Below are 13,214 nucleotides of genomic sequence, written 5' to 3' on the forward strand. Positions count from 1 at the left end.
GCGGGCAATGAGTAGAGGCATAAAGATGCTGTTATCTGAGCAAGCATACAAAAGGATCGATCGCGAGATCGCCAAATTCCCTCCCGAGCAGAGGCAGTCCGCCACCATGGCCGCATTGGCCATTGCGCAGGAAGAAACCAACTGGCTGTCGCCTGAAGTGATGCAGGAAATCGCCGACTACCTCCGCATGCCGGCGATCGCCGTGCAGGAAGTCGCGACCTTCTACAACATGTACAACACCAAGCCGGTGGGCAAGACGAAGATTTCGGTTTGTACCAATCTGCCATGCCTGCTGTCGGGGGGCGAGCGCGCTGCGCACTACCTGAAGGAAAAGCTGGGTATCGATTACCGTGAAACGACCGAGGACGGTCAGTTCACGCTGCAGGAAGGCGAGTGCATGGGCGCCTGTGGCGACGCGCCCGTCATGCTGGTCAACAACCATCGCATGTGCAGCTTCATGTCGAACGAGAAGATCGATGCACTGGTAGAGGAACTCAAGAAATGACCTGCCTGCACAATCGTCATATCAAGCCGCTGATTTTCGCGAATCTGACCGGCGACAACTGGGGTCTGGACGAATACGTCAAGCGTGGCGGCTATTCGTCGCTGAAGCGCATCCTGTCCGAAGGCATGACGCCCGAGCAGGTGATTGCCGAAGTCAAGGCATCGACGCTGCGCGGTCGTGGCGGTGCGGGCTTCCCGAGCGGCCTGAAGTGGAGCTTCATGCCGAAGAATTACGAAGGCCAGAAATACCTGGTCTGCAATTCCGACGAGGGCGAGCCGGGCACGTTCAAGGATCGCGACATCCTGCGCTACAATCCGCACTCGGTGATCGAAGGCATGACCATCGCCGCCTATGCAATGGGCGTCACGGTCGGCTACAACTATATCCACGGCGAAATCTTCGAGGTGTATCAGCGCTTCGAAGAGGCGCTGGAGCAGGCGCGTGCTGCAGGCTTCCTCGGCGACAACATCCTGGGTTCGTCGCACAGCTTCCAGCTGCACGCTTTCCATGGCTACGGTGCCTACATCTGTGGCGAGGAAACCGCGCTGCTCGAATCGATCGAGGGCAAGAAAGGCCAGCCGCGCTTCAAGCCGCCGTTCCCGGCCAGCTACGGTCTGTTCGGCAAGCCGACCACGATCAACAATACCGAAACCTTCGCAGCCGTCCCGTTCATCTTCCAGGTGGGCGCCGAGGCATACGCGGGACTGGGCAAGCCGAACAACGGCGGCACCAAGATTTTCTCGGTGTCGGGCGACGTCACCAATCCTGGTAATTACGAGATTCCTCTGGGTACGCCATTCGCGACCCTGCTGGAACTGGCTGGCGGCGTGCGCGACGGCAAGAAGCTCAAGGCTGTCATCCCTGGCGGTTCGTCGGTGCCTGTGGTGCGCGGCGACGTCATGATGGCTACCGACATGGATTATGATTCGGTCGCCAAGGCAGGCTCCATGCTGGGTTCCGGTGCTGTCATCGTGATGGACGAGACGCGCTGCATGGTCAAGTCGCTGCTGCGTCTGTCGTACTTCTACTTTGAAGAATCCTGCGGTCAATGTACGCCATGCCGCGAGGGCACGGGCTGGTTGTATCGCATGGTGCAGCGTATCGAAAACGGTCAGGGCAGGGTGGAAGACCTCGATATGCTGAACTCCATTGCCGACAACATTCAGGGACGCACGATCTGCGCGCTGGGTGACGCTGCCGCGATGCCGGTGCGTGCAATGATCCAGCAGTTCCGTGAAGAATTTGTGTATCACATCGAGCATAAGCATTGCTTGGTGCCCGCTTACGTATAGCACCTCACTTCGTTTATCAAAACCTAGTGAGAACACTGACGCAGAAAAAGCAAAGCCATGGTTGAAATCGAAATAGACGGCAAGAAGGTCGAAGTGCAGGAAGGCAGCATGGTAATGGATGCTGCCAACAAGCTCGGCACATACATTCCGCATTTTTGCTACCACAAGAAGCTGTCCATCGCGGCCAACTGCCGCATGTGCCTGGTTGAAGTGGAGAAGGCGCCCAAGCCGTTGCCGGCTTGCGCCACGCCCGTTACGCCCGGCATGATCGTCCGCTCGCACAGCGAGAAAGCCATCACGGCGCAAAAGGGCGTGATGGAATTCCTGCTCATCAACCACCCGCTCGATTGCCCGATCTGCGATCAGGGCGGCGAATGCCAATTGCAGGATCTGGCAGTGGGTTACGGTGGTTCTTCTTCGCGCTACGAAGAAGAAAAACGTGTCGTCGTGCCGAAAGATGTCGGCCCGCTGATCTCCATGCAGGAAATGAGCCGCTGCATTCACTGCACGCGCTGCGTCCGTTTCGGCCAGGAAATCGCCGGCGTCATGGAATTCGGCATGCTCAACCGTGGCGAACACTCCGAGATCACTTCCTTCGTCGGCAAGACTGTTGACTCCGAACTGTCGGGCAACATGATCGACCTGTGCCCGGTCGGTGCCCTGACGTCCAAGCCGTTCCGCTACAGTGCACGTACCTGGGAACTGTCGCGTCGCAAATCGGTGAGCCCGCACGACAGCCTCGGCGCCAACCTGATCGTCCAGGTCAAGGCCGGCAAGGTCATGCGCGTGCTGCCGCTCGAGAACGAAGACGTCAACGAATGCTGGATCTCGGACAAGGACCGTTTCGCCTACGAAGCGCTGAACAGCGAGGACCGCCTGGCCGCGCCGATGATCAAGCAGGACGGCAAGTGGCAGGAAACCGACTGGCAGACCGCGCTCGAATACGTGGCGCATGGCCTGCGCAACATCCGTCACGAACACGGCGCCGATGCGATCGCCGCGCTGGCGACGCCGAATTCCACGCTGGAAGAACTGTCGCTGCTGGGCAAGCTGGTGCGTGGCATCGGTTCCGAGAACATCGATTTCCGTCTGCGTCAGTCCGATGCTTCGCTCGATTCTTCGATCAAGCCATGGCTCGGCATGTCGATCAACGAGTTTGCCGCGCTCAAGCGCGCATTCGTGATCGGTTCCTTCCTGCGCAAGGATCACCCGCTGCTGGCTGCGCGTCTGCGCCTGGCAGTGAAGGGCGGTGCCAGCCTCAGCATCCTGCATGCGACCGACGACGACCTGCTGATGCCGGTCGCCAACAAGATGATCAAGGCACCATCCGACTGGCTGGCTGCGCTGGGTGAAGTCATCGTCGCCGTTGCCGAGGCACGCGGTGTGACTGCACCGGCCGGTTTCGAAGGCGTTGCCGCCTCGGCCGAAGCCAAGCAGATCGCTGCGAGCCTGCTGTCGGGCGAACCGAAGGCTGTTCTGCTCGGCAATGCCGTGCTCCAGCATCCGGAAGCGGCCAAGCTGCACGCTGCGGCGCAATGGATCGCCCAGAACACCGATGCGCGTTTCGGTTTCCTGACCGAAGCTGCCAATACTGTGGGCGGCTATCTCGCGAACGCCTTGCCGGGTGCCAATGGCGCCAACGCGGTGCAGATGTTCGAACAGCCGCGCAAGGCCTATCTGTTGCTGAACGCAGAACCTGAACTCGACACTTTCAACCCGCAGGCTGCGCGTGCCGCGCTGAACCAGGCCGATATGGTCGTCGTGATGTCGGCCTTCAAGCACGGCGCCGACTTCGCCGACGTCATGCTGCCGATCACGCCGTTCTCGGAAACCTCGGGTACCTTCGTCAACTGCGAAGGCCGTGCACAGAGCTTCAACGGCACCGTCAAGCCGCTCGGCGATGCGCGTCCGGGCTGGAAGGTCCTGCGCGTGCTGGGCAACCTGCTCGAACTCGACGGTTTCGACTACGACGCCTCGGAAACCATCCGCAACGAAATCATCGGCGCCAACGCACCGGCGGAAGCCAACCTGCAGCCGCGCCTGAACAACATCGGCAAGGCGCTGCCGCAGGCGGTCAAGGCCGCTTCGGCTGGAGCGCTGGAGCGCGTGGCGGACGTGCCTATCTATGCCACCGACGCCATCGTGCGCCGTTCCGAGCCGCTGCAGCAAACGCGCGACGGCGCAGAGCCGAAGGCATGGCTGTCGGCCGATCTGGCTGCCAAGTTGGGCGTTGCGGCCGGTGATCAGGTCAAGGTAGTGCAGGGTAGCGGCAGCGCGGTGCTGGCGGCCGCCATCGACAAGACCCTGCCGGTCAATGTAGTGCGCGTGGCTGCCGGACATCCGTCCACTGCCGGCCTCGGCGCAATGTTCGGTCCTATCAGCGTGGAGAAAGCGTAATGGATCAAGTATTACTGTCCATCCACGCAACGGGTGACTCAATTTTCGGCTACTACTGGCCGCTGGTCTGGAACCTCGTCAAGATCATTGCCGTGGTCGCTCCCCTGATGGGCGCGGTTGCCTACATGACCTTGTGGGAACGTAAAGTCATCGGCTGGATGCACGTGCGTCATGGCCCCAACCGTACCGGTCCGGCCGGTCTGCTGCAGCCGATCGCCGACGGCGTCAAGCTGCTGCTGAAGGAAATCGTCGTTCCGGCCAAATCGAACAAGGCGCTGTTCGTGATCGCACCGGTCATGACCATCATGCCATCGCTGGTTGCCTGGGCCGTGATTCCGTTCGGTCCCGAGGTTGCACTGGCCAACGTCAATGCCGGGCTGCTGTTCGTGATGGCGATCACCTCGCTCGAAGTCTATGGCGTCATCATCGCCGGCTGGGCCTCGAACTCGAAGTATGCGTTCCTTGGCGCGATGCGCGCCTCGGCACAGATGATCTCGTACGAGATCGCGATGGGCTTCGTGCTGGTGACGATCCTGATGATCACCGGTTCCATGAACCTGACCGATGTCGTGATGACGCAGACCGCAGGCCGTTTCGCCGAGATGGGCGTGAACTTCCTGTCGTGGAACTGGCTGCCGCTGCTGCCGCTGTTCATCATTTACGTGGTGTCCGGCACCGCCGAACTGAATCGTCACCCGTTCGACGTGGTGGAGGGCGAATCGGAGATCGTTGCCGGTCACATGGTCGAGTATTCGGGCATGTCGTTCGCGATGTTCTTCCTGGCCGAGTACGCCAACATGTGGCTGATCTCGATCCTGACCGCGCTGATGTTCCTCGGTGGCTGGGCCGCGCCGTTCGAATTCGCGCCGTTCACCTGGATTCCGGGATGGATCTGGCTGGGCCTGAAGACCCTGTTCGTGATCACGCTGTTTGTCTGGTTCCGTGCTTCGTTCCCGCGTTATCGCTATGACCAGATCATGCGTCTGGGCTGGAAAGTGTTCATCCCGCTGACCCTGGTCTGGTTCCTGGTTGTCGCGATCTGGATGAAGACGCCATGGAACATCTGGAACTAATGCAAGGCTGAGCAAAGAGGAAGCCAAGATGGAAGCAATTAAGGATTTTTTCGGTAGCCTGATGCTGCGCGAGCTCTTCAAGGGCATGGCGCTCACCGGCCGCTACATGTTCGCGCGCAAGGTCACTGTCCAGTATCCGGAAGAGAAGACCCCGCAATCGATACGTTTTCGCGGTCTGCACGCGCTGCGCCGTTATCCGAATGGAGAAGAGCGCTGCATCGCCTGCAAGTTGTGCGAGGCAGTCTGCCCGGCAATGGCGATCTCGATCGAGTCGGACCAGCGTGCCGACGGTACCCGCCGCACCACGCGCTATGACATCGACCTGACCAAGTGCATTTTCTGCGGTTTCTGCGAAGAGTCGTGCCCGGTTGACTCGATCGTCGAGACGCACATTCTCGAGTACCACGGCGAAAAGCGCGGCGATCTGTACTACACCAAGGAAATGCTGCTGGCCGTCGGCGATCGCTTCGAACCCGAGATCGCCGCTGCGCGTGCCGCCGACGCGGCCTATCGTTGATTAATCATTTGGCGGCGTTGCGCTGACTTTCTGGCTGACTATGGAATTTACAACTGTCTTGTTCTACGCGTTTGCAGCGATCCTGGTGTTCGCGGCGATTCGCGTCATCACCGACCGCAATCCGGTTCACGCGGCACTGTTTCTGGTGCTTTCCTTCGCATCGGCATCCGCCCTGTGGATGCTGATCAAGGCCGAGTTCCTGTCGATCGTGCTGGTGCTCGTCTATGTGGGCGCCGTCATGGTGCTGTTCCTGTTCGTCGTGATGATGGTGGATATCAAGCTCAGCAAGCTGCGTGAAGGCTTCTGGGGCTATCTGCCGCTGGCGGCGACGGTGGGTGTGATCATCGTGCTCGAAATGGCAGCCGTCCTGTTCCAGGCCTTCTGGACTGCCGACGTCGCCGTGCCGGCAGGTGCCGACATGATCGGCAACACGCGCGAACTCGGCAAGCTCATCTATACCGAATATCTGTACGCATTCGAACTCGCAGGCCTGCTGCTGCTGCTGGGCATGGTGGCGGCCGTTGCGCTGACCATGCGCAAGCGCAAGGACAGCAAGTACTACGCGCCGGGTGATGCAGTGCGTGTGCGCGCTTCCGATCGCGTGCGCATCGTGAAGATGAAGGCAGAGTCGAACCGCGACAGTGGCGACAATCAATCCGCTGCCCCGTCGGCAGAACAAAAATAAGGGGAGTGTTGTGGAGTTATCGCTCGTTCATTATCTGATTCTCGGCGCGATCCTGTTCGCGATCTCGATCGTCGGCATTTTTCTGAATCGCAAGAACATCATCATCCTGCTGATGGCCATCGAACTGATGCTGTTGGCGGTGAACATGAATTTCGTGGCTTTTTCCTATTTCCTCGGAGATGCGGCAGGTCAGATTTTCGTCTTCTTCATTCTGACCGTGGCTGCTGCTGAAGCTGCAATTGGTCTTGCCATTCTGGTGTCCCTGTTCCGTACGCTGGATACCATCAATGTGGAAGATCTCGATAGCCTCAAGGGCTGATTTCCGAACAATAACGAATAAGGTTGATCATGGCGGGGCAACTTAACCCACACCTCCTTCTGGCCGTACCACTGGCGCCGCTCGTCGGCTCCATGATCGCAGGGCTGTTTGGTACCAAATTTTTCGGCAATCTGATTGGCCGCAAGACGTCGCATACCGTGACGATCATGGGCGTGCTGATCGCCTTCATCCTGTCGGCGCACACCTTCATGCTGGTGCAGGACGGCGCGACCTACAACGGCAGCGTCTATACCTGGCTGACGGTGGCAGGCATGAAGATGGAAGTCGGCTTCCTGGTCGACAGCCTGACGGCGATGATGATGTGCGTGGTGACCTTCGTGTCGCTGATGGTGCACATCTACACGATCGGTTACATGGAAGAGGACGAAGGCTACAACCGCTTCTTCTCGTACATCTCGCTGTTCACGTTCTCGATGCTGATGCTCGTCATGAGCAACAACTTCCTGCAACTGTTCTTCGGCTGGGAAGCGGTGGGTCTGGTGTCGTACCTGCTGATCGGCTTCTGGTACAAGAAGCCGACCGCGATCTTCGCCAACATGAAGGCGTTCCTGGTCAACCGTGTCGGCGACTTCGGCTTCATTCTCGGCATCGGCCTGCTGCTGGCCTATGCGGGTTCGATGGACTACGCGGAAGTGTTCGCCAAGAAGGGCGAGCTCGCGCAACTGTCGCTGCCTGGCACCGACTGGGCGCTGCTGACCGTTGCCTGCATCTGCCTGTTCATCGGCGCCATGGGTAAATCGGCGCAGTTCCCGCTGCACGTCTGGCTGCCGGATTCGATGGAAGGTCCGACCCCGATCTCCGCGCTGATCCACGCCGCAACCATGGTGACGGCGGGTATCTTCATGGTGTCGCGCATGTCGCCGCTGTTCGAGCTGTCGGACACTGCCTTGTCGTTCATCCTCGTCATCGGTTCGATCACGGCGCTGTTCATGGGCTTCCTCGGCATCATCCAGAACGACATCAAGCGCGTGGTTGCGTACTCGACGCTGTCGCAGCTCGGCTACATGACGGTCGCGCTCGGCGCATCGGCCTACTCGGTCGCGGTGTTCCACCTGATGACCCACGCATTCTTCAAGGCGCTGCTGTTCCTGGCCGCGGGTTCGGTCATCATCGGCATGCACCACGATCAGGACATCCGCAACATGGGCGGCCTGCGCAAGTACATGCCGATCACCTGGATCACCTCGCTGCTGGGTTCGCTGGCGCTGATCGGCACGCCGCTGTTCTCGGGTTTCTATTCGAAGGACAGCATCATCGAAGCGGTGCACGCAACGCATATCTGGGGTTCGGGCTTCGCCAACTTCGCGGTGCTGGCCGGCGTTTTCGTGACGGCGTTCTATTCGTTCCGCATGTATTTCCTGGTGTTCCACGGCGAAGAGCGTTTCGGCAAGGAACATGCGCACCATGACGCGCATGATCATGACAATGCGCATGCCAAGGCCGATCACCACGACGACCATGCCCACGATGCGCACGACGATCACGCGCATGACGAAGAGCACCATGGTCTGGCACCGGGCCAGAAGCCGCACGAGTCGCCGTGGGTGGTGACGCTGCCGCTGATCCTGCTGGCAATTCCTTCGGTCCTGATCGGCTACTTCGCGATCGAGCCGATGCTGCACGGCGATTTCTTCAAGGACGTGATCTTCGTCGATCCGAAGCACGGCGCAATGGCCGAACTCAACGAGATCTTCCACGGCGCGATGGCAATGGCGATTCACGGCCTGCAGACCGCACCGTTCTGGCTGGCGCTGGGTGGTGTGGTGGCCGCGTACTACTGCTACATGATCAACCCGCGCGTTCCGGCCTGGTTCTACAACAAGTTCCGCGCCATCCATACGCTGCTGGAGAACAAGTACTACATGGACAAGTTCAACGAGTTCTTCTGGGCGGGCGGTGCGCGTCTGCTCGGCGGCGGCTTGTCCAATGTCGGCGATAAGACGCTGATCGATGGCCTGATCGTCAACGGCAGCGCCAAGCTGGTGGGCTGGTTCTCGCGTGTCATTCGCGTGCTGCAGACGGGCTACATCTATCACTACGCGTTTGTCATGATCCTCGGTGTGCTGGGTTTCCTGATTTACTTCCTGCCATTCCCATCGTTCGCCAAATAAGTTAGCGAAGCAAATAAAAATATGATGCAGTCAACATTTCCTATTTTGAGTCTCGCGATCTGGTTGCCGATTGCGTTTGGCGCACTTGTTCTGGCGATCGGCCGCGATGACAATCCGGGGCTGTCGCGCTGGGTTTCGCTGGTCGGTTCCATCGTCAGCTTCCTCGTTACGCTGCCGCTGATCTGCGGTTTCGACAAGGCCGCTCACGGCATGCAGTTCGTCGAGAAGAGCAAGTGGATCGAACTCTTCAACATCAACTACTCGCTCGGCGTTGACGGCCTGTCGATGTGGTTCGTGGTGCTGACGGCCTTCATCACGATCTTCGTCGTGATCGCGGCATGGGAAGTGATCGAGAAGCGCGTGTCGCAGTACCTGGGTTCGTTCCTGATCCTGTCGGGCATCATGATCGGCGTGTTCTGCGCGCTCGACGGCATGCTGTTCTACGTGTTCTTCGAATCGACCCTGATCCCGATGTTCATCATCATCGGCGTGTGGGGCGGTGCCAATCGTGTCTATGCCTCGATCAAGCTGTTCCTTTATACCTTCATGGGTTCGCTGCTGATGCTGGTGGCGATGCTGTATCTGTATTTCGCATCGGGCAAGAGCTTCGACATCCTGAAATGGCATGTCCTGCCGCTGCAGATGAACGAGCAGATCCTGATCTTCCTGGCATTCCTGATGGCGTTCGCGGTCAAGGTGCCGATGTGGCCGGTGCATACCTGGCTGCCGGATGCCCACGTGGAAGCGCCGACCGGTGGTTCCGTGGTGCTGGCCGCGATCATGCTGAAGCTTGGCGCCTATGGTTTCCTGCGTTTCTCGCTGCCGATCACGCCGGACGCCAGCCATTACCTGTCGGGCTTCGTCATCACGCTGTCGCTGGTGGCGGTGATCTACATCGGTCTGGTGGCGCTGGTGCAGGCCGACATGAAAAAACTGGTCGCCTATTCGTCGATCGCGCACATGGGCTTCGTCACGCTGGGCTTCTTCATGTTCAACGACATGGCAGTGCAGGGCGCCATCGTGCAGATGATCTCGCACGGCTTCGTCTCCGGCGCGATGTTCCTTTGCATCGGCGTACTGTACGACCGCATGCATACGCGTGAAATCGCGCAGTACGGTGGTGTGGTCAATGTGATGCCGCGTTTTGCCGCGTTCTTCATCCTGTTCTCCATGGCCAACGCCGGCCTGCCTGCAACCTCGGGCTTCATCGGCGAGTTCATGGTGATCCTGGGCGCAGTCGAGTACAACTTCTGGATCGGCATCCTGGCGGCTACCGCCCTGATCCTGGGCGCAGCCTATTCGCTGTGGCTGGCCAAGCGCGTGATCTTCGGTGAAATCACCAATCATCACGTGGCCGAGATGACGGACCTGAACAAGCGCGAATTCCTGATGCTGGGCGTGCTCGCCATCTGCACGCTGGGCATGGGCCTGTGGCCGGCGCCGTTCACGGATGTCATGCAAACCTCGGTTTCCGACCTGTTGCAGCACGTTTCGATCTCGAAACTCAACTAACGAACGGTGAAGTAACGGCGGTCGCAGGGGCCGCCAACTGAACGCATAACCATCGCGAAACATGAATAACTTGAATCTGACACCGGCTTTTCCCGAAATCTTTCTGGCGATTGCGATTTCCGTGATCCTGCTGATCGATCTGTTTGCGAAGGATGCCAAACGCAACGTCACCTACGTCCTCTCGATTGTCGCGATGGGCGTGTGCGGACTCATCACGTTCGGCGGGCTGGGCAATGGCGAGACGTCCTATTCGTTCAACAACATGTTCGTGTCGGACCCGATGTCGAACATCCTGAAGCTGTTCTCCTACCTCGCCGTGGCGCTGACGCTGGTCTATTCGCGTCGCTATGCGGCCGAGCGCGAGATGGTCGGCGGCTTCAAGGGCGGCGAGTTCTACCTGCTGGCGCTGTTCTCGCTGCTGGGCCAGATGGTCATGATCTCGGCCAATAATTTCCTGATCATCTACCTCGGTCTGGAGATGATGTCGCTGTCGCTGTACGCCCTGGTGGCGATCCGTCGCGATCACGCGGTCTCGACCGAAGCCGCGATGAAGTACTTCATCCTCGGTGCACTGGCGTCCGGCTTCCTGCTCTACGGTATCTCCATGCTGTACGGCGCGACCGGTTCGCTCGGCCTGACCGAAGTGGCCGCTGCCATCGCTTCCGGCGCCGTCAACAAGCCGGTGCTGGTACTGGGCGTGGTGTTCGTGGTTGCCGGTCTGGCCTTCAAGCTGGGTGTGGTGCCGTTCCACATGTGGGTACCGGACGTCTATCAGGGCGCGCCGACCGCCGTCACGCTGTTGCTGGGCGGTGCGCCCAAGCTGGCGACGTTCGCGATCACGATCCGCCTGCTGGTGGAAGCATTGCCTGCCTTGTCGATCGACTGGCAGCAGATGCTGACCATTCTGGCCGTGCTGTCGATGGCAATCGGTAACGTCACCGCGATCATGCAGACCAACATCAAGCGCATGCTGGCCTATTCGACGATCTCGCAGATGGGCTTCGTGCTGCTGGGCCTGCTGTCGGGCGTGGTGACGGCGGAAGACGGTTCCGTCACCAACGGCTACGGCGCTGCGTTGTTCTATTCGATCACGTACGTGCTGACCACGCTGGGCGTGTTCGGCGTGATCATGCTGCTGTCGCGCGCCGGTTTCGAAGCCGAGAACATCGACGACTTCAAGGGTCTCAACCAGCGCAGCCCGTGGTTTGCCTTCGTCATGCTGCTGTTCATGTTCTCGCTGGCTGGCGTGCCACCGGTCGTCGGTTTCTACGCCAAGCTGTCGGTCCTGCAGGGCGTGCTGGCAACCGGCCAGATCTGGTTGGCGATCTTTGCGGTGCTGTTCTCGCTGATCGGTGCCTACTACTACCTGCGCATCGTCAAGGTCATGTACTTCGATGAGGCTGCCGATACGACGGTCATCGAGGCCAGCCCGGACGTGCGCGTGGCATTGAGCATCAACGGTATCTCGGTGCTGGTGCTGGGCCTGCTGCCGGGGCCGCTGATGAGCGCCTGCGTGGTCGCGATTGCCGGTACGCTGGCAGCCTGATCCGGATAACCGGTTGCAGTGGATGTTTCCCTCGCAAGCTGGTTCGTGATTCTGTTGGCGCTGTTCTGCGCCAACCTTCCTTTCTTCAATGAGCGGCTGTTCGCCGTGATTCCTGTCAGGCGGGCCGTCAAGCCCGTCTGGTGGCGCCTGCTTGAATTGCTGGCGCTTTACTTGTTTGTTGGCGTCGTTGCGCGTCTGATGGAATCCCGTATCGGCAGCGTGTTTGCGCAGGGCTGGGAGTTCTATGCAGTGACCGGCTGCCTGTTCCTGGTATTTGCCTATCCCGGTTTCGTCCTGCGCTACCTGCGCAGGAAGCGACGCTGAATCTGCTTGAGTGAGAAATGAACATGGCCAGTGACGATCATCTCAACGAAAGTCGCATCGACGGCGGCGTTGCCTACGACGGCTCCTTCCTGAAAGTCATCAAGGACACGGTACGGCTGCCGAATGGCAAATCTGCCACGCGCGAATACATCCCGCATCCGGGTGCGGTGGTGATCCTGCCGCTGTTCGACGACGGCAGGGTGCTGCTGGAGCGGCAGTTCCGTTATCCGCTGGGACGCGTCTTCATCGAGTTTCCGGCCGGGAAAATCGATCCGGGCGAAGACCCGCTGGCCTGCGCGAAAAGGGAGTTGCTGGAAGAGACCGGTTACACGGCGAGCGACTGGCAGTTCGTCTGCAAGATCCACAACGCGATCGCGTACTCGGACGAATTTCTCGACATCTATCTGGCGCGCGGTCTGACGGCGGGCGAACGCAAGCTCGACGACGAGGAATTCCTCGATACCTTCACCGCATCCAACGACGATCTGCTGACCTGGGTCAACAAGGGTGAAGTCACCGACGTGAAGACTATCATCGGCGCATTCTGGATCGAGAAGATTCTGTCGGGAGAATGGCAGCCTGCCTGATGTCTGAGCATTCCAATAAAAAAGCCGCTTGTCAGCGGCTTTTTGTTTGTGGGGCGGAACCTTACATATTCGGATAATTCGGCCCATCGCCGCCCTCGGGCGTGACCCACACGATGTTCTGCAGCGGATCCTTGATGTCGCAGGTCTTGCAATGCACGCAGTTCTGCGCATTGATCTGCAATCTGTCCTCGTTGGTCTCGGTCTTCACGAACTCATAGACCGCCGCCGGGCAGTAGCGCGCCTCCGGACCAGCATAGGTTGCCAGGTTCACCGTCACCGGGATCGTCGGATCCTTCAGTGTCAGGTGGATTGGCTCGTTCTCCGC

General features: G+C 59.5%; 13 protein-coding genes. 12 read left to right on the plus strand and 1 reads right to left on the minus strand.

What is annotated here, in order from left to right; translation table 11 throughout:
- The first annotated feature begins 25 nt into the window (after nt 1-25).
- From nuoE to IEV38_RS15130, 12 genes are all read left to right on the plus strand, one after another.
- Nucleotides 26-505, plus strand: a complete 480-nt coding sequence (nuoE, locus tag IEV38_RS15075) for an NADH-quinone oxidoreductase subunit NuoE (RefSeq protein ID WP_188397524.1) — start codon at nt 26-28, stop codon at nt 503-505.
- Nucleotides 502-1,797 carry an NADH-quinone oxidoreductase subunit NuoF gene (gene nuoF / locus IEV38_RS15080; protein WP_188397526.1) on the plus strand — a complete coding sequence of 432 codons (1,296 nt, stop codon included), beginning with the start codon at nt 502-504 and terminating at the stop codon, nt 1,795-1,797. Before nuoE ends, nuoF begins: the two co-directional genes overlap by 4 nt.
- A 57-nt stretch (nt 1,798-1,854) precedes the next feature.
- On the plus strand, nt 1,855-4,194 hold the full coding sequence (nuoG, locus tag IEV38_RS15085) for an NADH-quinone oxidoreductase subunit NuoG (protein ID WP_188397529.1): 2,340 nt from the start codon (nt 1,855-1,857) through the stop codon (nt 4,192-4,194).
- On the plus strand, nt 4,194-5,267 hold the full coding sequence (nuoH, locus tag IEV38_RS15090) for an NADH-quinone oxidoreductase subunit NuoH (protein ID WP_188397531.1): 1,074 nt from the start codon (nt 4,194-4,196) through the stop codon (nt 5,265-5,267). The genes nuoG and nuoH overlap by 1 nt, the downstream gene beginning before the upstream one ends.
- Before the next feature lie 28 nt (nt 5,268-5,295).
- A complete protein-coding gene (nuoI, locus tag IEV38_RS15095; RefSeq protein ID WP_188397533.1) occupies nt 5,296-5,784 on the plus strand; it encodes an NADH-quinone oxidoreductase subunit NuoI in 489 nt (162 codons plus the stop codon).
- 40 nt (nt 5,785-5,824) lie between these two features.
- Complete coding sequence (locus IEV38_RS15100) at nt 5,825-6,469, plus strand: NADH-quinone oxidoreductase subunit J (protein ID WP_188397535.1); 645 nt, start codon at nt 5,825-5,827, stop codon at nt 6,467-6,469.
- A gap of 10 nt (nt 6,470-6,479) precedes the next feature.
- Entirely contained in the window at nt 6,480-6,788 is a 309-nt protein-coding gene (gene nuoK, locus IEV38_RS15105) for an NADH-quinone oxidoreductase subunit NuoK (protein ID WP_188397585.1), read from the plus strand.
- 29 nt (nt 6,789-6,817) lie between these two features.
- Entirely contained in the window at nt 6,818-8,920 is a 2,103-nt protein-coding gene (gene nuoL, locus IEV38_RS15110; RefSeq protein WP_188397537.1) for an NADH-quinone oxidoreductase subunit L, read from the plus strand.
- 21 nt (nt 8,921-8,941) lie between these two features.
- Nucleotides 8,942-10,432 (plus strand): NADH-quinone oxidoreductase subunit M, encoded by a 1,491-nt coding sequence (locus tag IEV38_RS15115; protein WP_188397538.1) that lies wholly within the window; start codon nt 8,942-8,944, stop codon nt 10,430-10,432.
- Between the two features lie 61 nt (nt 10,433-10,493).
- Nucleotides 10,494-11,978, plus strand: coding sequence for an NADH-quinone oxidoreductase subunit NuoN (gene nuoN, locus IEV38_RS15120; protein WP_188397541.1), 1,485 nt, complete (start codon nt 10,494-10,496; stop codon nt 11,976-11,978).
- Nucleotides 11,979-11,996: 18 nt separating this feature from the next.
- Nucleotides 11,997-12,302, plus strand: a complete 306-nt coding sequence (locus IEV38_RS15125; RefSeq protein WP_188397543.1) for a DUF2818 family protein — start codon at nt 11,997-11,999, stop codon at nt 12,300-12,302.
- A 17-nt stretch (nt 12,303-12,319) separates the two neighbouring features.
- Nucleotides 12,320-12,889, plus strand: a complete 570-nt coding sequence (locus IEV38_RS15130) for an NUDIX domain-containing protein (RefSeq protein ID WP_229729073.1) — start codon at nt 12,320-12,322, stop codon at nt 12,887-12,889.
- Between the two features lie 61 nt (nt 12,890-12,950).
- Here IEV38_RS15130 and IEV38_RS15135 read toward each other — a convergent pair.
- Nucleotides 12,951-13,214 (minus strand): 4Fe-4S dicluster domain-containing protein (locus IEV38_RS15135; RefSeq protein WP_188397545.1); only part of this gene is annotated, 264 nt, incomplete at its 5' end.

Origin of the sequence: Oxalicibacterium flavum, from assembly GCF_014635065.1 — a bacterium.
In the GTDB taxonomy this organism is placed as follows: Bacteria; Pseudomonadota; Gammaproteobacteria; order Burkholderiales; family Burkholderiaceae_D; genus Oxalicibacterium; species Oxalicibacterium flavum.